The sequence below is a fragment of the Actinoplanes sp. NPDC051405 genome (assembly GCF_055586185.1).
This window is the reverse complement of sequence record NZ_JBVJIR010000024.1, coordinates 113494-132461: the sequence shown is the minus strand read 5'-3', so window position 1 is coordinate 132461 and position 18968 is coordinate 113494. Positions and strand designations below refer to the sequence as shown.

Here is an 18968-nt window from a genome sequence, read left to right as displayed (position 1 = left end):
GGGGTGCGGCCGGTCAGAAGCGGGCGGGCTCGCGGTAGATGCCCCACTCCCCCTTCAGCGCCGCGCAGATCTCGCCCAGGGTGGCCTCGGCCCGGGCCGCGTCGAGCATGGCGGGGATCATGTTCTCCGTGGTGCGCGCGACCGCCACGAGCCGGGCCAGCGCCTGCTGGGTGCGTACCGGATCGCGGCCGGCCTTGCGCTCGGCGAGCGCGCGTTTCTGCTCGATCTCGACCTCGTGGGAGACCCGGAGGATCTCCAGGTCCTTGGCGACCGTGCCGGTGTGCACGTTGACGCCGACGATCCGCTTCTCGCCCTTCTCCAGGGCCTGCTGGTAGACGAAGGCGGCCTCGGCGATGTTGCCGGTGAACCAGCCGTCCTCGATGCCGCGCAGGATGCCGGCCGTCATGCTGCCGTCGTGGCCCAGCTCGCGGATGCGGGCGAAGATCTCCTCAGCCTCCGCCTCGATGCGGTCGGTGAGCGCCTCGAGGTACCACGAGCCGCCGAGCGGGTCGGCCACGTTGGTCACCCCGGTCTCCTCCATCAGCACCTGCTGGGTGCGCAGGGCGATCTCGGCGGACTCATCGGTGGGCAGCGCGAGGGTCTCGTCGAGGGCGTTGGTGTGCAGTGAGTTGGTGCCGCCGAGGATGGCGGCGAGCGCCTCGACCGCCGTACGCACGACGTTGTTGACCGGTTGCTGCGCGGTTAGCGAGACCCCGGCCGTCTGGGTGTGGAACTTCAGCCAGAGCGCCTTCTCGCTGGTGGCGCCGTAGTCGTCGCGCAGGTGCCGGGCCCAGATCCGGCGGGCGGCGCGGAACTTGGCGATCTCCTCGAAGAAGTCGACGTGCGCGTCGAAGAAGAAGCTCAGGCCGGGGGCGAAGGTGTTGACGTCCAGGCCGCGGGACAGGCCCAGCTCGACGTAGCCGAAGCCGTCGGCCAGCGTGTACGCCAGCTCCTGCGCGGCGGTCGAGCCGGCCTCGCGGATGTGGTAGCCGGAGACGCTGAGCGGCTTGTACTTCGGGATCTCGGCCGCGCAGTACTCCATCAGGTCACCGATCAGGCGCAGGTGCGGCTCGGGGGCGAAGAGCCACTCCTTCTGCGCGATGTACTCCTTGAAGATGTCGGTCTGCAGGGTGCCGTCGAGCTTGCTGATGTCGGCGCCCTGCCGTTCGGCGGCGGCCAGATACATCACGAAGATCGGCACGGCGGGACCCGAGATGGTCATGCTCGTGGTGGTCTGCTGCAGGTCGATGCCGTCGAACAGCACCTCCATGTCGGCGGCCGAGTCGATCGCCACCCCGCAGTGGCCGACCTCGCCGAGCGACTCGGGCTCGTCGGAGTCGCGGCCCATCAGCGTCGGCATGTCGAACGCCACGCTCAGCCCGCCGCCACCGGCGGCGAGGATCATCTTGTACCGCTCGTTGGTCTGCCGGGCGTTGCCGAACCCCGCGAACTGGCGGATGGTCCAGGTGCGTCCGCGATAGCCGGTCGGGTACAGGCCACGGGTGTACGGGAACTCGCCCGGCCAGCCGATCCGTTCGAAGTCCGCGTAGGTGTCTCCGTCGGCGGGCCCGTACACGGGCTCGACGGGCATCCCGGACAACGTGGTGAAGTCTGCGTCCCGCTTGCGGGCGGCGTCGTAGCGCTGCTGCCAGCGCTCCCGGCCGGCGGCGATGTCGGCTGCGTCCATGGCGCACATCGTAGGCCCAAAGCTGAACGATCGCTAAGGCCTGTGCGGTAACCGTCTCACCGAAGCTATGACGTTTTCAGCATGTTCACAGCATGTGCAGAAATCGATATATCTACAGGTGTGGCCACCGCCACGGTCCCCCACCGTTCAGGAGTCCCCGTGAAACGATCTCTCGCTGCTGCCGGCTCCGCCCTGCTCATGGGCGGCCTGCTGGCGGGCGTGGGCGCGACGTCGGCTGCCGCCGCGCCCGATCCCCTCTCGCCGTCCGCGCACCGCGCCGCCGTCAAGGCCGGCGCCGGGGACGCCTTCGCGCTCAAGGCGACCGCGAAGGACGCCGACGGTACGAGCCACGTGCGCTACACCCGCACGTACGAGGGCCTGCGGGTGCTCGGGGGCGACTTCGTCCTGCACGGCACCAAGGACGGGGCTTTCCGTCAGGCGTCGGTCGGCCTGGCCGCGCCGCTGAGCCTGAGCACCAGCCCGAAGCGCGCTGCCGCCACCGCGAGCGCGACCGCCAAGGCCCACTTCACCGGTACGGTCAGCGCGGTCGGCGCCCCGGAGCTGGTCGTCGACGCCACCAGCGGCACCGGCACGCTGGCCTACGAGACCGTCGTCGAGGGCTTCGGCGAGGACGGCCAGACGCCGTCGAAGCTGCACGTCGTCACGGACGCCAACACCGGTGCGGTGTTGAGCTCGTGGGACACCGTCGAGACGGCCACCGGCAACAGCGTCTACTCCGGGGCGGTGTCGATCACCACGACCCAGGTGTCGACCTCCAGCTTCAGCCTCAAGGACTCGGCGCACGGCAACGGCACCACCTGCGACATGAACAACAAGACCTCGGGCACGTGCACGCTGTTCACCGACGCGGACAACGTGTGGGGCACCGGCGCCACCTCCAACCGGCAGTCGGCCGCGGTGGACGCGCACTACGGCGCGGCCAAGACGTACGACTACTACAACAGCACCTTCGGCCGGAAGGGCATCTTCAACAACGGCACCGGCGTCCCGTCGCGGGTGCACTACGGCAACGCGTACGTCAACGCGTTCTGGGACGGCTCGTCGATGACCTACGGCGACGGCAGCGGTAACACCCGCCCGCTGGTCTCGCTGGACGTGGCCGGCCACGAGATGTCGCACGGCGTCACCGAGCGCACCGCCAACCTGACCTACTCCGGTGAGTCCGGCGGCCTGAACGAGGCCACCTCCGACATCTTCGGCACGATGGTCGAGTTCTACGCGGCCAACAGCGCCGACGCCGGCGACTACCTGGTCGGCGAGAAGATCAACATCAGCGGCAACGGCAAGCCGCTGCGCTACATGTACAACCCGACGCTGGACGGCAAGGGCATCGGCTGCTGGTCGAGCACCACGAAGAACGTCGACGTGCACTACTCCTCGGGCGTCGGCAACCACTTCTTCTTCAACCTGGCCGAAGGCAGCGGCGCCACCGCGTACGGCACCTCGCCGCTGTGCGGCTCGGCCACCGCGGTGACCGGCATCGGCCGCACCAAGGCCGCCGCCATCTGGTACCGGGCTCTGAGCACCTACTTCACCTCCAGCACCAACTACAAGGCCGCCCGCGGCTACACCCTGTCCGCGGCGACCGACCTCTACGGCCGGTGCGGCACCGAGTACAAGGCCGTGCAGAAGGCCTGGACCGCGGTCAACGTGACCGGCACCGACGCGGCCTGCTGACGCACCGGACAGATCGACCGTGCTGAGGATGCCCGGCGGTGCCACGAGCACCGCCGGGCATTACCGTGTCGCCATGAAGATCATGCGGCTGATCGCCGTCGTCGCGGTGATCGCCGGCGTGGTGCTCACCGCGGCCGGGCCGGCGACCATGACCGGCCTGCTGCCCTTCTTCACGATCCAGAGCAACGTCGCGTACGGCGTCTTCGCGGCCTGGGCGGCGTTCCGGGGCCGCGACACACCGGCAGCCCTCAAGGGCGCGGTCACCCTCTACGTCGCGATCACCGGCCTGGTCTACCACCTCGTGCTGACCAATCCCGCCAGTGGCTTCGCCGTCGACCCGGTGCACCGCAACCTGCCGGAGGCGATCGGCAACCAGCTCCTGCACACCGTGGTGCCGCTGCTCGCGGTGCTCGACTGGCTGCTCTTCGACGAGCGGGGCCGCTTCCGGTGGCGCCACGCGTTGTACTGGCTGGCCTTCCCGCTGGGCTATCTGGCCTTCGCGCTGATCCGGGGGCTCGTCGTCGACAAGTACCCGTACCCGTTCATCGACGTGCGCGAGCTGGGCTACGACGGCGTCTCGATCAGCTCGGCGGGCTTCGCCGCCGCCTTCTGGATCCTCGGCCTGCTCTTCGTGGCGATCGACCGTTGGAGCGGCCGGCTGCTGCGCCGGCACCGCGCGGCGGCCTGAACCGCTACTTGATGCCGTTCTCCTTGCAGAGGGCGGCGAAGCGACCCGCGCAGACGGCCTTCTTCTCGACGAAGCCGTCCTTGATCACCTTGTTGATGTTCGTCTTGTCGATGGCCGTCGGCTGGAGCAGCACCGATGCCACGTACGCGCCCGACTCAGGGTCCTTGACCTGCCCCCTCACGGCGGGCTTCTCGCCCTTGTACAGCTTGATGGCGAGGTCGGCGGCCGCCTCGGCTTCCTTCTTGATCTCCTTGTAGACCGTCATGCACTGGTCACCGGCGAGGATGTTCTGCAGACCCTGGATGGTGGCGTCCTGGCCGGTCACCGGGACGATGCCGTTCTTCTTGTCCTTCTTCAGAATCTCGATCGCCGCGTTGCCCAGGCCGTCGTTGGCGGCCAGCACTCCGTCGATCTGCTTGCCGGTCTGCTGCCACATCTCCGCGAAGACCACGCCGGCCTCCTTGTTGTTCCAGTCGGTGACCGACTGGTCCGGGCCTTTCATGAAGGAGCCGTCGTCGTACCGCTGCTGCAGGACCGCGTCGTAACCGGCCTTGAACAGGGTCGCGTTGTTGTCGGTCGGGGAGCCGTTCAGGTCGGCCACCAGCGGCAGCTTGGCGTTCTTCTCGGCGAGGCACTTGACCAGGCCCTCGCCCTGGAGCTTGCCGACCGCGACGTTGTCGAAGCTGACGTAGTAGTTCGCGCCGCCGTTGAGGGTCAGGCGGTCGTAGTCGATGGTCTTGACGCCCGCGGCCTTGGCCTTGTCGAGCACGGCCTTGCCGCTGCCGGAGTCCAGGTTGACCGTCATCAGGACCTTGACGCCGCTGGCGATCATGCTCTCGGCGATCTGCACGAACTTCGCCTTGTCGCCCTGCGCGTTCTGGATGTCCAGCGGCACGTCGGCGGCGTCGAAGGCGGCCTTCAGCAGCTTCGGGTCGTCGGTGCCCCAGCGCTGCGACGTGGTGGTGTCGGGCAGGATGACGCCGACCTTGCCGCTCCCGGTGCCGCCCCGGGGCCCGCCACCGCTGGAGCCGGCGGCGTCACCGTCATCGTCGGTGCAGGCGGCGGTGCCACCGAGGGTGAGCAGACCCACCGCTACCAGAGCGACCATTTTCGTACGCATCGCGACTTCCTCCCGGGCACAGGGCGGCAAGGTTACCAGGCATCGGCGCTGGGTAACCCGTTGATCGCGACCGCAACTCAATGGATACGCGTCGCTACCGAAGGTCACTGGCAGTGAGGTTCCGCCGGGCTTCCTTGACGGCGTACATGGCCATGTCGGCGGCGTGCAGAAGGCTGTCCGGGCCGTGCTCGCCGGGCCGTCCGGTGGCCAGGCCGACACTGGCCCGCAGCGGCACGTCGGCGGAGCGGATCCGGACGGTGCCCGTCAGGCCGCCGGTCAGCTCTCGCACCACTTCGGCGCCCCGCGCGGCGGCCAGCCCGGGCATCAGGACGGCGAACTCGTCACCGCCCAGCCGCGCCACCGTGTCGCCGCCGCGCACCCCGGCCCGCAAGCGGCGGGCCACCTCGATCAGCAACTGGTCGCCGGTGGCATGCCCGAACGCGTCGTTGACCGGCTTGAAATCGTCGAGGTCGATGAGCAGGACGGTCACCGGCCCGGCCGCCAGCCCTTCATCCAGCAGCCGCATGAACAGCCCGCGGTTGGCCAGTCCGGTGAGCGCGTCGTGGTAGGCCAGCTCGGTCAGGCGGGCGGCGAGCTCGTCGCGTTCGCGCAGCAGCTCGGTGATGTGCCGCAACGCGTTCAGCTGCCGGCCGACCACCAGCACCGTGGTCACCGACGCCCCGATGCCGACCACCCACGAACGCGCGTCCAGGCCCCGGGTCACCAGCACGGCCAGGGTCAGGGCCCACACGGCGGCCATCCCCGCGTATGGCAGCACGCTGTACGGCCGGCGCCCCTCCCGTGCACCGGACTGCGGCGTGCCGCCCGCCCCGAGCTGCTGGATGCGGGCCACCAGCGCCAGCAAGGTGCTCGCGACCACGTTCCCGGCGAGCAGCCAGGGCGTGTACCGCGGCGTCAGGTAGACCGAGCCCGGCACCGTCTGCAGCACGGCCTGCAGGACCGCCGCGGCACCTCCGGCGATCCCGCACATCCGGGTGAACGGGGTCCGCCCGCTGAGCACCAGCCGGAGCACCGCGAAGATCGCCACCAGGAAGATCCCGGGCATCACCAGCAGCCCCACGACCAGGCCGAGCGCCCAGCCGGCGTCCCGCGGCCCGGCCGGCACCTCGAAGAACCAGAGACCGAACGTCGTGGCGGCGGCGAGCACCGTGGCCGCGTCGAGGTGCAGCCGGGCCCGGGCACTGCTCGTCAGCTCACCGAGCGGGTACCGCAGCAGGCCGGCGACCAGCAGCACCATCCCGACCGCGACCGAGCCGAACTGGAACTCGGTGCCGACCAGGGAGGACGGGGCCAGCGGTGCGTGGGCCACCGCCACCAGCTGGCCCACGTCACCGACGAAGAACGCGGCGCCGGCCAGCGTGAACGACAGCCAGAGCCGCCGGGCGACCGCCGGTCCGGCTTGGGCGACCTGCGCCGAGAGGACCGCGAAACAGCCGTGCACCGCGGCCATGAGCAGCCAGAACGTCGCCACCTGGGTGCCGGTCCCGGTGCGCCGGACGCCGAAGCCGACGACGGCGGTCACCGCGAGCACGAGCAGAACCACGACCAGCGGGTCGGCGCGCAGCCACGGGCGCGGGTTCCGCCGGTGCATGGTCACCTCGTTCGTCGGTCGTCACCGCTGAGTCACGGGTGGGCTGGACCGTCCATTCGGCATCACCGGGGCGGTGCTGAGGAGTTCAGCCGATCCGGTGCTCGAAGATCCAGGCCTGCGGGTCGCCCTTACGGTGCAGCATCCGCATGATCAGCGGGGTCAGGGCGTCGCGCACGGCCGCGCCGATCGGACCGGCGGTCTTGGTGCTGCCACTGCGCCGCCCGTACGCGACGACCTTCTCGACCCGCTTGCGGCGCAACTGCTCGTAGTCGGCCAGTGCCCCGGCGATGTCCGTACGGGCCCGCAGGCAGCGCCCCAAGGTGACGGCGTCCTCGATCGCCATCGACGCGCCCTGACCCGAGGACGGCGAGACGGCATGCGCGGCATCGCCGATCACGATCGTGCGGTCGTCGCGCCACACCGGCACCCGCGGCAGGTCCCAGGTGTTCCACGGCCCCACGATCTCCTCGCTGTCCCGGATCAATGCCGCCGCGGGCACCTCGTCCCCGGCGAACAGCTCCAGCAGCTCGGCCCGCCAGCCGGCCGGGGTGAACTCGCGCGGCTCGACCGGGCGCCGGCGCGGCGGATTGGCGAACCACCACACCGAGCCGTCGGGGGCGGTGACCCAGCCGAAGAACGCCCGCCGCCCGAAGGCCATCTGCATGACCCCGGGTTCGGTGCGCAGCTCCGCCGGGACCGGGCCGGTCGTGAGGCCACCCGCGTTGAGCAGGCCCAGGTAGCGCGGTGCGGGCGCCGCCGGGTCCAGCGCCGCGCGAGTCCGCGAGTGCAGGCCGTCCGCGCCGACGAGCAGGTCACCGCCGGCCGTGGTGCCGTCGGCGAACTGGGCGGTCACCCCGCCCGGCGTACGGGTGCGGCCGGTGAGCCGTTTGCCGTACCTGATCGGGATGTCGCGCCGCTCTACCTCGCCGCGCAGGGCCAGGTAGAGGTCAGCGCGCCGGATCGTCGTGGTCGTCGTGCCGTCCGGGTCCGGGCCGCCGAGCGGCAGCCGGGCGAGCTGCCGGCCCGCGGAGTTGCGCAGCACCATGGCCGGCGTCGCGAAGCCCGCGGCGAAGAGCCGGTCCGGGTCGAGACCCAGGGTGCGCAGGGCGGCCAGGCCGTTCACGGCGACGGTGAGGAAGGAGCCGCGCTCGTCGGCCCCGCGGTCGTGGGCCTCGTGGATGACCGGGGCGAACCCGGCGTCGTGCAGGGCGATGGCGGCGACGGTGCCGGCGATGCCGCCGCCCGCCACGAGAGCTGTTTTAGTCATACAATGACTATCCATGCGATGACTATGGGAGGCAACCCCGGAAAACCCCTAGGCTGAGGCCATGACGTCTGCGGAGCCGCGCCGGTCCACGCTGGCGATGGTGCTGCTGGCGCTGCTGCTCGAAGCGCCCATGCACCCGTACCGGATGCAGCAGATGATCAAGGAACGCGGCCAGGACCAGCTGGTCAACGTGGCCCAGCGCAACAGCGTCTACCAGGCCCTGGACCGGCTCGTCCGGGACGGGCTGGCCCGGCCCGGCGGCACCGCACGCGAAGCGGGACGCCCGGAACGCACGGTCTACGAGATCACCGAGGCGGGCGCGGCGACGCTGCGCCGGTGGCTGACCGCCATGCTGCCGGCCCCGGCCCGGGAGTTCCCCGAGTTCCCCGTCGCGCTGGCGTTCCTGCCGATCCTGCACCCGGCCGAGGTGCGCACGCTGCTGGAGAGCCGGGTGGCCGTGCAGGCGGAGAAACTGGCCCGGCTCGAACAGCAGGCGCCGCCCGGCCTGCCCCGGCTTTTCCTGATCGAGGACGAATACCGCGCCACCATGCTGCGCGCCGAGCTGGAGTGGCTGCGCGCACTGATCGACGACCTGGGCAGCGGGCGGCTCGACTGGAACGAGAGCCTGATCGCCGAGACGCTCGCCCGCTTCGGCTAGAGATCCTTGATGAGGTCGTCCGCGGCGGCGTACGGGTCCAGCCGGCCCGCGGCCACCCGGGCGGCGAGGTCGCTCAGCGCCGTACCCTCGCGCAGCGAGCCCAGCCGGGCCCGGAGCGTGCCGAGCGCGATCGCCTCGACCTCCGCGGCGGCCCGCGCCTCGCGCCGGGCCTGCAGCCGGCCGTCGGACTCCAGCCAGGCGCGGTGCTTCTCGATCGCCGCGACCACGTCGTCCATGCCCTCGCCCTTGACGGCCACCGCCCGCACCACCTGCGGCCGCCAGTCCCCGGCGGCGCGCTCGCCCAGCGAGAGCATGCCCTGGATGTCGCGGTAGGTGGCGTCCGCGCCCGGCCGGTCCGCCTTGTTGACCACGAAGACGTCGGCGATCTCCAGGATGCCGGCCTTGACCGCCTGGATCGCGTCGCCCATCCCGGGTGCCAGCAGCACCAGAGTGGTGTCGGCGAGCGAGGCGATCTCCACCTCGGCCTGCCCGACGCCGACGGTCTCCACCAGCACGACGTCGCAGCCCGCGCCCTCGAGCACGCGCACCGCCTGCGGGGTGGCCGCGGCCAGGCCGCCGAGCTGCCCGCGGCTCGACATCGAGCGGATGTAGACCCCCGGGTCGCCGGTGTGGTCCTGCATCCGGATCCGGTCGCCGAGGATGGCGCCACCGGTGAACGGGCTGGACGGATCCACCGCGAGCACGCCGACCCGGTGCCCGGCGGCGCGCAGGGCGCGGACCAGCTCGTTGGTGGTGGTCGACTTGCCCACGCCGGGCGAGCCGGTCAGACCGACGACCTGGGCCCGGCCCGCGTACGGGGCCAGCGCGGCGGCCACCTCGGGCAGCTTCGGGTCGCCGTTCTCCACGAGGCTGATCAGGCGGGCCACCGAGCGGGGATCGCCCTCCCGGGCCCGGGCCACGAGCGTCGGCACGTCGCGGCCCGGCCGCGCGGAGATGGTCACCCCGCCATCCTCTCCCACGATCAGGCCTCTTCCACGATCAGGCGGCGGGCACCGTGAGGAGCAGAGCGTCGCCCTGGCCACCGCCACCACAGAGTGCGGCCGCGCCCAGCCCGCCGCCGCGCCGCTTGAGCTCCATCGCGAGGGTCAGCACCAGCCGGGCGCCGGACATGCCGATCGGGTGGCCCAGGGCGATCGCGCCGCCGTTGACGTTGACGATGTCCTCGTTGACCTTGAGCTCGCGCATCGAGTGCAGCACCACCTGGGCGAACGCCTCGTTCATCTCGATCAGGTCGAGGTCGGCGACGGTCAGGCCGGCCTTGCCGAGCGCGTGCCGGATCGCGTTCGCGGGCTGGGCCTGCAGCGAGCTGTCCGGGCCGGCCACGTTGCCGTGCGCGCCGATCTCGGCCAGCCAGGTGAGTCCCAGCTCCTCGGCCTTGGCCCGGCTCATCACCACGACCGCGGCGGCGCCGTCGGAGATCGGCGAGGCGCTGCCGGCCGTGATCGTGCCGTCCTTGGCGAATGCGGGACGCAGGCCACCGAGCGACTCGGCGGTGGCGTCCGGGCGGACCCCCTCGTCGGTGTCGATGAGCTTGTCGACCCCGCGCAGGCCGGCCTTGACCGGCACGATCTCCTCGGCGAAGCGTCCCTCGCGCTGGGCGGCGGCCGCGCGCTGGTGGCTCAGCGCGGCGAAGGCGTCCTGCTCGGCCCGGCTGATGCCCAGCTCGGCACCGCTGCGCTCGGTGGACTCGCCCATCGAGATGCCGTCCCACGGATCCATCAGGCCGTCGAAGGCGGTGTGGTCGCGGACCAGGATGTCGCCGTACTTCTTGCCCTGGCGCTGGCCCATCAGCAGGTGCGGCGCGTTGGTCATCGACTCCATGCCGCCGGCCACCACGATGTCGAACTCGCCGGCCCGGATGAGCTGGTCGGCCAGGGCGATGGCGTCGAGGCCGGAGAGACACACCTTGTTGACCGTCAGCGCCGGCGTGGTCATCGGGATGCCCGCGGCCACGGCGGCCTGCCGGGCGGTGATCTGCCCGGTGCCGGCCTGCAGGACCTGACCCATGATCACGTACTGCACCTGCTCCGGGGCCACGCCGGCGCGCTCGAGGGCGGCGGCGATGGCGTACCCGCCGAGGGCGGTGGCGGGCACGTTCTTGAGGTTGCCGAGGAGGCGGCCCATGGGGGTACGGGCGCCGCTGACGATCACCGAGCTGGTCACGGGAGCTTCGCTTTCTGTCGGCCGAAGGGATGGCGGCCTGAACGATGGTTAAGTACAGCCTAGTACACTCTCCAGCATGGATTCTCTGCCGCCCGTCGGCCTGCTGCGAGTGGATCACGTCGGGATCGCCGTCGCCGACCTGGACGAGGCCATCGACTTCTATGATCGCGCGTTCGGGATGCGGTGCGTGCACCAGGAGACGAACGAGCAGCAGGGGGTCCGCGAGGCGATGCTGGCCGCCGGTGACGACGGCACGGGCGCCCGGATCCAGCTCCTCGCGCCGCTGCGCCCGGACTCCGCGATCGCGAAGTTTCTCGATCGCAGCGGTCCCGGCCTGCAACAGCTCGCCTACACGGTGGCCGACGTCGAGGCGGCGAGTGCCGCCCTGCGCGCCCGCGGCCTGCGGCTGCTCTATGACGAGCCGCGACCGGGGACGGCCGGCTCGCGGATCAACTTCGTGCACCCCAAGGACGCCGGGGGCGTTCTGGTGGAGTTGGTGCAGCCTGCCTGATTCGTACGCCTTGCGGGTGAAACATCCTGACGGCAGGGCTACGGACTGGCAGGATCGGGGCCATCATCCCGCGGTGGCCGGTGGCGCTGTGAGACGATCTTCTGCTTCGGGACGGCACAGCAGGTAGCGGCGCGGCAACGCTGTGCGGGCAAGCGCGGCTCGACGCCACCCGAACGGCCGACCTCGGCCTTCGGCAGGCGGGCCGAAGGTGATCACAGGGCGGAATACCCGGCCCGTACGGTCTTGCGTGGCCCCCTGGGGGGTCTGCCAGTATGTCCCAATGCCCCAGCAGCAGGATGCCAATCTCGCGTTCTTCGAGACCGCAAATTCGCAGACCGACTTCACCGTTGTCCTGCGTGGATACGACCGCGGACAGGTGGACGCCCACCTCGGCCGGCTCATCGCCGCCCTGAACCAGTCCGAGCAGGCTCGTGGCGAGGCCGAGCAGCGGATGAACGACGCGCAGCGCCGGCTGCGGCAGGCGGAGCAGCGCCTCAACGCCCTCGAGCAGAAGCTGGCCGACAGCAACAAGCTCCTCGAGGAGAACAACCGGCCGACCCTCTCCGGGCTGGGCACCCGGGTCGAGCAGATCCTGCGGCTGGCCGAGGAACAGGCCAACGACCACCGCAGCGAGGCCAAGCGGGAGTCCGAGGGCATCCTCTCCGCCGCGCGCCTCGAGGCCCGCGAGATCACCGACAAGGCCCGGGCCGAGGCCGCCGCGATGAAGGCGACGGCCGAGCGTGAGGCGGGGCAGGTCCGCACGCAGGCCGAGCGCGAGGCCGCGGAGAACCGGGTGCAGGCCCGGCGCGAGGCCGACACGCTGCGTTCCGACGCCGACCGCGAGACCAAGCAGCTGCGCACGGTCACCGCACACGAGGTCGCCGAGCTCAAGTCGACCGTCGAGCGCGAGGTCGCCTCGCTGCGGGCCACCGCCGAGCGCGAGATCACCCAGCTGCGCGCCAAGGCGGCCCGGGAGGCCGAGGAGAAGCGCGCCGAGGCCACCAAGATGCTGACCGACGCCCGCGACAAGCGCGACAAGGACCTGCAGGCTCTCGCGCTGGAGACCGCCGAGCGCCGGGAGAAGAGCGAGCGCGAGGAGTCGCAGCGGCACGCCGCCCAGGTCAGCGCCACCCAGAAGATGGTGGCCGAGGCCGAGGGCCGGGCCCGCGCCGCCGAGGACCGCGCCAAGGAGATCGAGCAGCGCGCCGAGAGCCGCCGGGTCGAGTCGGAGCGCACCGCCATCGAGACGGTCGAGAAGGCTCGCGCCCTCGCGGAAAAGACCGTCACCGAGGCCCGTTCCGAGTCGCAGCGGCTGCTCAGCGAGGCACGCACCGAGGCCGAGCTCACCACGCAGGCCGCCAAGCGCGAGGTCGAGGACCTCACCCGGCAGAAGGACGCCGTCACCAACCAGCTCGGTCAGATGCTCTCCGGACTGTCCGGCCTGGTGCCGACCGTCGGTGCGGCGGCCAAGGCGGCCGAGGCCGTCAAGCAGGCCGAGGCCAAGGCGGACACCCCGGCCCAGCGGCCGGCGGAGACCAGCGACGCCGGCAAGCCCGAGGCGGTTGCCAAGACGAGCTGAGTCGTTCACCACTCGGTCCCCGGTTGCGCCACCCTTCGGGGTACGCCACGGTTGAGACGACCGGGTGGGCTGTGCGAAGCATCTACGGGCCGTGCCGGAGTCCTCCGGTACGGCCTGTTTGTTTCCGCCAGTAGCCTGAGCCCTGACAAATCGCAACCAGACGCATAGTCCCGCCAGGCCGGTGTGTATCGACACGTCACGGGACGATGGGTATGTGAGGATGGAAAGCATGTCGCACGGCGGGGAAATCTTCGGTCTCGGTGGAGACGCTGCCTCCGAGCCCAGCTTCGAGACCGCCCTGCGGGGTTACGAGAAGAAGCAGGTCGAGCGCTACGTGGCGCGGGCCGAGAACGAGATCGCCGCCCTGGTCAGTGAGCGCGAGCAGGCCTACTCGCAGATCCAGGCGATGGCCGGGCAGATCGACCGCCTGCAGCAGGAGGCCGCCCAGTCGCGGCGCCAGCCGGGCCTGGCCGAGGTCTCCTTCCGGCACCTCGGGCCGAAGGTCGAGGAGATCCTGGCCAAGGCCGAGGAGGTCGCGGCCGACATCAAGAGCTCCGCCACCGACGACATCGCCGCCCGGCTCGCCGAGGCCGAGCGGATCCGCGCCGAGGCCGAGGCGCACGCCCACGACGGCATCCGCGACTTCGAGATCGCCCTGGCCGCCCGCCGGGCCGAGGAGGAGAAGGTCGACGCCGCCCGCCGCGCCGCCGCCGAGAAGGCCGTCGCGAGCAGCCGTCAGGCCGCCGAGCAGCTGCGCGCCGAGGCCGAGTCCACCCTCGCCCGGGCCCGCGCCGAGGCCCAGCAGCTCACCGAGCGGGCCGCGCAGGAGGTGCAGCGCCAGCGGGCCGAGGTCGAGGGCTACGTCAAGTCCACCCGGGTCCAGGCCGACCAGGAGATCAAGGCCCTGCGCGACAAGACCCAGCAGGACGTGACGAAGCAGCGCGCGGACGCCGACCGGGAGCGCACCGAGCTGAAGGCCGCCGTCGACCGCGAGATCGCGCAGCGCCGCCAGGAGCTGACCCAGGAGCTCACCCAGATGCGCGCCGCGGTCGAGAAGCAGTGCGCCGACCTGCGCAGCGAGGCCGACAAATACGCCGAGGAGATCCTGCGCCGCTCCGACGAGCAGGCCACCGCGATCCGCCAGGAGATCGCCGGCCAGCAGAACAAGATCGCCGCGGCCGGCCGCGACCTGGCGACCGCGCAGGCCAAGGTCGCCGAGGCGGAGAAGAAGGCGGCCGACGCCGCCGAGCGAGCCCGGCAGGCCGAGCAGGAGACGCAGCGTGTGCAGCAGCGTCTGACCGAGGTCAAGGCCGAGCTGGAGCGCGAGCTCGTGCACGTCGAGGAGGCCAAGCGGGCCGGCGAGGCCGCCGAGCGCCGCGCCACCGAGGTCCGCCGCCAGGTGCAGCGGGAGGCCAAGCGCGTCGCCGAGCTGGCCTCGGCCGCCGTGCTCGCCGCCGCGGCCTCGCCCAGCCCGGACGACGACGAGGACGACGAGCCGGAGCGGTCAGCGCCCGCCCACAGCCCGGCCGCCCACAGCCCGGCCGCCCACAGCCCGGCCGCACAGAGCCCGGCCGCCCACAGCCCGGCCGCCCACAGCCCGGCCGCCCAGAGCCCGGCCGGAACCGCCCGGCCCGCGACCGCCCAGGCCGCGACTGCCCGGTCCACCACCGCCCAGCCCGCGACTGCCCAGCCGGTGACCGCCCAGCCGGCGGCCACTCAGCCGGTGACGGCGACGGGGCAGGCCTCGGTGACGCCGCAACCCGCGTCCCCGGTGAAGTCGGCCGGCCAGCACGCCGCCCCGGAGAAGCCCGCATCGGCCGAGAAGGCAGCGCCGACCGAGAAGGCCGCCGTTCCGACCGACAAGGCCGCGGCGCCGGGCTCGCCGGCACCGGGTTCGCCGGCACCGGCCAAGGTGAGCGCCTCGGCCAAGGTCACCACCCGCCCGGCCGGCAGCCGGGTCGGCGTCGACGCCGACTGACCGGCGGCGTCTTTACCCGGAGCGATACTCTGCGCGCCGGGAAGTCCGGTCGCCGCACCGGTGGTCCACCGCTGCCCGGGCCTCCCACGTTCCTGTGTGGAGGTCCCGGTGACGGCCGACGAGCCCCGCCCGGTCGAGGGCGACGCCGCCCCACCGGCAGCACCGCCGGCCGCCGAGCCAGAGCCGCCCGCCACCCGGCCGCCTGCCGCCCAGCCGCCCGTCGACGACCCGGACCGTGACGGGCAGTTCGGTCCGCCCGGTCCCCCGCTCAACCGGCGCAACCCGTTCCTGGTCGGGCTGCTGGGCGGGCTGGGCCTGCTCACGGCGTACGGGATCTTCCTCGGCCTGCGCAACGCGGCGTCGATCCTGGTGCTCATCTTCATCGCGCTGTTCCTGGCCATTGGCCTGAACCCGGCCGTCACCCGGCTGCGCGGGTGGGGTCTCCCCCGCGGCCTGGCCGTGACAGTGATCGCGCTGGCGGTCGTGCTGCTGCTCTGCGGCGGCGTCTTCGCGCTGGTGCCGCCGCTGGTGACCCAGACCGGGCAGCTCATCGAGAACGTGCCGGGCTTCATCGAGAGCCTGCAACGCAACGAGACCGTCCGCGACCTGGTCCAGCGCTACGACATCCTGTCCCGGGTGCAGAGCGCCCTGGACGCGGGCACGGTCACCAACGCGCTGGGCGGCGTGGTCGGCGGCGCGCGGCTGGTCTTCGGCACGATTTTCAACGTGCTGACCGTGCTGGTGCTGGTCATCTACTTCCTCGCGGCGTTCGACCGGATCAAGGAAGGCGGGTACGCCCTCGTCCCGCGCTCCCGGCGGCAGCGGGTGCGGCTGCTCACCGACGAGATCCTCGGCAAGGTCGGCGCGTACATGGTCGGGGCGATCGCCATCGCCGTGCTGGCCGGGCTGAGCACCTGGGTGTTCGCGATGATCGTGGGGCTGGCCTACCCGTTCGCGCTGGCGGTCGTGGTGGCCGTCTGCGACCTGATCCCGCAGATCGGGGCGACGCTCGGCGCGGTCGTGGTCAGCCTGGTCGGGCTGGCCGCCTCGTTGCCGACCGGCATCGCCTGCATCGTCTTCTTCGTGATCTATCAGCAGGTGGAGAACTACCTGATCTATCCGAACGTGATGCGCCGTTCGGTGAAGGTCAGCGACGTTGCCGCGGTGACGGCCGCGCTGCTGGGCGTGGGGCTCTTCGGGGTGATCGGCGCGCTGATCGCCATCCCGATGGTGGCGGCGATCCAGCTGATCGTCCGTGAGGTGGTCAATCCCAGCATGGAGGAGAAGTAAGGCTCAGTCGGCCAGCGGCTTGGGGACGGGCACGTCGGCGAAGGCGGCCACCGTACGGTCGGCGTACGCGTTCATGTCGCCCGACTCGATGGGCCCGTCCCAGGTCCGCGGCAGCGGCACCGGCACGTCCGGGGCGACCCGCCGCACGATCTCGTCCAGCACCTTCTCGGCGTCGCCGACCCACAGGTGCTTGGCGCCGGGCACCCCGACGACCTCGGCCTGCGGGATCGCCGCGAAGCGGGACTGCGCCTCGGCCGGCCGCAGGTAGTCGTCGAACTCCGGCACGAGCGCGGTCAGGGGCTTGCCACCGGCGGCCCAGGCGGCGAGGTGCTCCGGCTGGGAGAAGCGCAGCGGTGGGGAGAGCAGGATCGCGCCCGTGACGGCCGGGTCCAGCCCGTGCATCAGGGTCAGGTCCGTGCCGAAGGACCAGCCGATCAGCCAGATGTTCGGCAGGTCGTGGAACTCCGCGTACTCGATCGCGGCGGCGACGTCGAAGCGCTCGTCGACGCCCGAGGAGAACTCGCCCTCGCTGGTGCCGCGCACGCTGGACGTGCCCCGGGTGTTGAAGCGCAGCACCGCCACCCCGGCCAGCGCGGGCAGCCGCCAGGCCGCCTTGCGGAAGACGTGGCTGTCCATCATCCCGCCGTGGGTGGGCAGCGGGTGCAGGCAGATCAGCGTGGCCACGGGCTCGCCGGACTCCGGCCGGGCCAGCTCACCGACCAGGGTGAGGCCGTCGGCGGTGTGCAGCGTGATGTCCTCGCGCCGGGCGGGCAGCACGGAGTTGGCACGGATCTGGTTTGTCACGCCTTCATCCTTACCCATAGCGGGGTGCGTTGCGCGAGCGCTCCACACCCGGGCCGCGCCGGTCCCGGGCACGCCAGCAGCCGGTGTGCCAGTGCCGCCGGTCGCTCTCGTCGCCGCGTTCGTCCGCCGGCCAGGCCACGATGTGCGCGACGCCCGGGCGGATCTCCTGCAGGCAGCCCGGGCACCGGTACGTCTTGGTGGCGGCGCCGCCGAAGATCGACCGGACCATCCACTCGCCGTCCTGGTACTGCTGGACGCCCTCGATGCCCTTGCGGGTGCGCTCGTCGCCCAGCGGGGTGGGCGCGGTGTCGCGTCGGGGGCGGTTACGGCGAGGACTCACGATAATCAAGCGTACGTGTGAGGTGCGGCACGCTGAATGCGACTTAGACTCACGTTCATGACGGCTACCCGTACTCCCGGCATGCCCGTGGTCGAGGACGGTTTCCTCGTCTCGACCAGCCCTGCGACCGGCGCCGAGGCGGGCCGCGTCCCGATCTCGGACGACAAGGCGGTCGAGGCCGCCGTGGAGCGGGCCCGCACCGCCGGCTCCTGGTGGGCCGGCCTCAACTTCGACGGCCGCCGGACCCGGCTGCTGCGCTGGCGGGCCCTGCTCGCCGAGCGCATCGAGGAGCTGGCCGCGCTCACCCACGCGGAGACGGGCAAGCCGCTCGCCGACGCCATCGTCGAGGCCACCGCGGCGATCGAGCACATCGACTGGGCCGCCCGCAACGCCAAGCGCGTGCTGGGCCCCCGCCGGATGCGGACCCGGCTGCTGGTCGCCGAGCACTCCGGCCACCTGGAGTACCAGCCGTACGGCGTGGTCGGCGTCATCGGGCCGTGGAACTATCCGATCCTCACGCCGCTGGGCCCGATCAGCGGCGCGCTGGCCGCCGGGAACGCCGTCGTGCTCAAGCCCAGCGAGTACACCCCGACGGTGGGCCAGTGGCTGGCCGACACGTTCGCCGAGATCGTGCCCGAGGAGCCGGTGTTCCAGGTCGTGCACGGCCTCGGTGACGTCGGCGCCGCGCTGTGCCGGTCCGGGGTCGGCAAGATCGCTTTCACCGGTTCCACCGCCACCGCCAAGAAGGTCATGGCCGCCTGCGCCGAGACGCTCACCCCGGTGGTGCTGGAGGCCGGCGGCAAGGACGCGCTGATCGTCGACGCCGACGCGGACGTGAACGCCGCGGCCGAGGCCGCCGTCTGGGGTTCGATGACCAACGCCGGGCAGACCTGCATCGGCATCGAGCGGGTCTACGCGGTCGCGCCGGTCTACGACGCCTTCGTCGCGGCCGTCGTCGAGAAGGCCGGCAAGCTGCGCCTCGGCGAGGAGATCGGGCCGATCACCATGCCGGGCCAGGTGGACGTCATCCGCCGGCACATCGACGACGCGCTGGCCGGTGGCGGCCGGGCGCTGCTCGGTGGCGCCGGTGCGGTGCAGCCGCCGAACGTCGCCCCGACCGTGCTGGTCGACGTGCCGGAGGACTCGGCAGCCATCCGCGAGGAGACCTTCGGTCCCACCGTGACGATCACCAAGGTGGCCGACACCGAGGAGGCGATCAGCCGGGCCAACGCGCTGCCGTACGGGCTGGGCGGGGCAGTCTTCGGCAAGGCGCACGGGATCCGGATCGCCCGGCGGCTGCACACCGGCATGGTCGCGGTGAACTCGACGCTGAGCTTCGTCGGGATGGCCACGCTGCCGTTCGGCGGGGTCGGCGACTCCGGCTTCGGGCGCATCCACGGCGAGGACGGCCTGCGCGAGTTCGGCCGGGCCAAGTCGATCACCGTACGCCGGGGACCGTCACTGCTGCCCGCGATGACCTTCGAGCGCACCCCGGCCCAGGTCGCCCGAATCGTCAAGGCCGTCAAGCTCCTGTACGGCCGCCGCCCTTAAC

At 71.8% G+C, this 18968-nt stretch carries 16 protein-coding genes; 8 read left to right on the top strand and 8 right to left on the bottom strand.

The features are described 5' to 3' along the window. Window positions 1-13 precede the first annotated feature (13 nt). Window positions 14-1687 carry an acyl-CoA mutase large subunit family protein gene (locus ACZ6S4_RS39210; protein ID WP_465479751.1) on the bottom strand — a complete coding sequence of 558 codons (1674 nt, stop codon included), beginning with the start codon at window positions 1685-1687 and terminating at the stop codon, window positions 14-16. 159 nt (window positions 1688-1846) lie between these two features. On the opposite strand from ACZ6S4_RS39210, the gene ACZ6S4_RS39205 reads away from it, so the two are divergent. Together ACZ6S4_RS39205 and ACZ6S4_RS39200 are read left to right on the top strand one after the other, a co-directional pair. Continuing rightward, the gene (locus ACZ6S4_RS39205) at window positions 1847-3385 is read left to right on the top strand and encodes a M4 family metallopeptidase (protein ID WP_465479750.1); all 1539 of its coding nucleotides are present in this window, start codon (window positions 1847-1849) and stop codon (window positions 3383-3385) included. Between the two features lie 73 nt (window positions 3386-3458). Next, entirely contained in the window at window positions 3459-4073 is a 615-nt protein-coding gene (locus tag ACZ6S4_RS39200) for a Pr6Pr family membrane protein (protein WP_465479749.1), read from the top strand. A gap of 4 nt (window positions 4074-4077) precedes the next feature. Here the strand turns inward: ACZ6S4_RS39200 and ACZ6S4_RS39195 are convergent, their stop codons facing one another. The 3 genes from ACZ6S4_RS39195 to ACZ6S4_RS39185 all read right to left on the bottom strand — a co-directional run bounded on the left by ACZ6S4_RS39195 (window position 4078) and on the right by ACZ6S4_RS39185 (window position 8072). After that, entirely contained in the window at window positions 4078-5193 is a 1116-nt protein-coding gene (locus ACZ6S4_RS39195) for a sugar ABC transporter substrate-binding protein (RefSeq protein WP_465479748.1), read from the bottom strand. A gap of 94 nt (window positions 5194-5287) precedes the next feature. Then, on the bottom strand, window positions 5288-6805 hold the full coding sequence (locus tag ACZ6S4_RS39190) for a diguanylate cyclase domain-containing protein (protein WP_465479747.1): 1518 nt from the start codon (window positions 6803-6805) through the stop codon (window positions 5288-5290). Window positions 6806-6890: 85 nt separating this feature from the next. Next, window positions 6891-8072 carry an FAD-dependent oxidoreductase gene (locus ACZ6S4_RS39185; RefSeq protein WP_465479746.1) on the bottom strand — a complete coding sequence of 394 codons (1182 nt, stop codon included), beginning with the start codon at window positions 8070-8072 and terminating at the stop codon, window positions 6891-6893. 61 nt (window positions 8073-8133) lie between these two features. Between ACZ6S4_RS39185 and ACZ6S4_RS39180 the strand changes: the two genes are divergently transcribed. Further along, entirely contained in the window at window positions 8134-8730 is a 597-nt protein-coding gene (locus tag ACZ6S4_RS39180; RefSeq protein ID WP_465479745.1) for a PadR family transcriptional regulator, read from the top strand. On the opposite strand, the gene meaB is transcribed toward ACZ6S4_RS39180, so the two are convergent. Together meaB and ACZ6S4_RS39170 are read right to left on the bottom strand one after the other, a co-directional pair. Next, window positions 8727-9692, bottom strand: a complete 966-nt coding sequence (gene meaB / locus ACZ6S4_RS39175) for a methylmalonyl Co-A mutase-associated GTPase MeaB (RefSeq protein ID WP_465479744.1) — start codon at window positions 9690-9692, stop codon at window positions 8727-8729. The two genes, ACZ6S4_RS39180 and meaB, sit on opposite strands and share 4 nt — an antisense overlap. A gap of 37 nt (window positions 9693-9729) precedes the next feature. Then, entirely contained in the window at window positions 9730-10914 is a 1185-nt protein-coding gene (locus ACZ6S4_RS39170; protein ID WP_451914475.1) for an acetyl-CoA C-acetyltransferase, read from the bottom strand. A gap of 76 nt (window positions 10915-10990) precedes the next feature. Here ACZ6S4_RS39170 and mce point away from each other — a divergent pair, with 76 nt between their 5' ends. The 4 genes from mce (at window position 10991) to ACZ6S4_RS39150 (ending at window position 16272) form a co-directional block, all read left to right on the top strand. Beyond that, complete coding sequence (gene mce, locus ACZ6S4_RS39165; RefSeq protein ID WP_465479743.1) at window positions 10991-11425, top strand: methylmalonyl-CoA epimerase; 435 nt, start codon at window positions 10991-10993, stop codon at window positions 11423-11425. A 280-nt stretch (window positions 11426-11705) separates the two neighbouring features. Then, the gene (locus tag ACZ6S4_RS39160; RefSeq protein WP_465479742.1) at window positions 11706-13004 is read left to right on the top strand and encodes a DivIVA domain-containing protein; all 1299 of its coding nucleotides are present in this window, start codon (window positions 11706-11708) and stop codon (window positions 13002-13004) included. Between the two features lie 229 nt (window positions 13005-13233). Beyond that, complete coding sequence (locus tag ACZ6S4_RS39155; RefSeq protein WP_465479741.1) at window positions 13234-14982, top strand: Laminin subunit beta-1; 1749 nt, start codon at window positions 13234-13236, stop codon at window positions 14980-14982. A 96-nt stretch (window positions 14983-15078) separates the two neighbouring features. After that, window positions 15079-16272 (top strand): AI-2E family transporter, encoded by a 1194-nt coding sequence (locus ACZ6S4_RS39150; protein ID WP_465479740.1) that lies wholly within the window; start codon window positions 15079-15081, stop codon window positions 16270-16272. A gap of 3 nt (window positions 16273-16275) precedes the next feature. Here the strand turns inward: ACZ6S4_RS39150 and ACZ6S4_RS39145 are convergent, their stop codons facing one another. Together ACZ6S4_RS39145 and ACZ6S4_RS39140 are read right to left on the bottom strand one after the other, a co-directional pair. Continuing rightward, window positions 16276-17094 (bottom strand): alpha/beta hydrolase, encoded by an 819-nt coding sequence (locus tag ACZ6S4_RS39145; protein ID WP_465479739.1) that lies wholly within the window; start codon window positions 17092-17094, stop codon window positions 16276-16278. Continuing rightward, the gene (locus ACZ6S4_RS39140; RefSeq protein WP_465479738.1) at window positions 17087-17416 is read right to left on the bottom strand and encodes a hypothetical protein; all 330 of its coding nucleotides are present in this window, start codon (window positions 17414-17416) and stop codon (window positions 17087-17089) included. The genes ACZ6S4_RS39145 and ACZ6S4_RS39140 overlap by 8 nt, the downstream gene beginning before the upstream one ends. 57 nt (window positions 17417-17473) lie before the next feature. On the opposite strand from ACZ6S4_RS39140, the gene ACZ6S4_RS39135 reads away from it, so the two are divergent. Further along, a complete protein-coding gene (locus ACZ6S4_RS39135; RefSeq protein ID WP_465479737.1) occupies window positions 17474-18967 on the top strand; it encodes an aldehyde dehydrogenase family protein in 1494 nt (497 codons plus the stop codon). Window position 18968 lies beyond the last annotated feature (1 nt).

Coding starts and splice junctions, on each gene's coding strand:
- ACZ6S4_RS39210 (WP_465479751.1), bottom strand. CDS start 1,687: ATGGACGCAGCCGACATCGCCGCCGGCCGGGAGCGCTGGCAGCAGCGC.
- ACZ6S4_RS39200 (WP_465479749.1), top strand. CDS start 3,459: ATGAAGATCATGCGGCTGATCGCCGTCGTCGCGGTGATCGCCGGCGTG.
- ACZ6S4_RS39195 (WP_465479748.1), bottom strand. CDS start 5,193: ATGCGTACGAAAATGGTCGCTCTGGTAGCGGTGGGTCTGCTCACCCTC.
- ACZ6S4_RS39190 (WP_465479747.1), bottom strand. CDS start 6,805: ATGCACCGGCGGAACCCGCGCCCGTGGCTGCGCGCCGACCCGCTGGTC.
- ACZ6S4_RS39185 (WP_465479746.1), bottom strand. CDS start 8,072: ATGACTAAAACAGCTCTCGTGGCGGGCGGCGGCATCGCCGGCACCGTC.
- ACZ6S4_RS39180 (WP_465479745.1), top strand. CDS start 8,134: ATGACGTCTGCGGAGCCGCGCCGGTCCACGCTGGCGATGGTGCTGCTG.
- mce (WP_465479743.1), top strand. CDS start 10,991: ATGGATTCTCTGCCGCCCGTCGGCCTGCTGCGAGTGGATCACGTCGGG.
- ACZ6S4_RS39160 (WP_465479742.1), top strand. CDS start 11,706: ATGCCCCAGCAGCAGGATGCCAATCTCGCGTTCTTCGAGACCGCAAAT.
- ACZ6S4_RS39155 (WP_465479741.1), top strand. CDS start 13,234: ATGTCGCACGGCGGGGAAATCTTCGGTCTCGGTGGAGACGCTGCCTCC.
- ACZ6S4_RS39145 (WP_465479739.1), bottom strand. CDS start 17,094: ATGGGTAAGGATGAAGGCGTGACAAACCAGATCCGTGCCAACTCCGTG.
- ACZ6S4_RS39135 (WP_465479737.1), top strand. CDS start 17,474: ATGACGGCTACCCGTACTCCCGGCATGCCCGTGGTCGAGGACGGTTTC.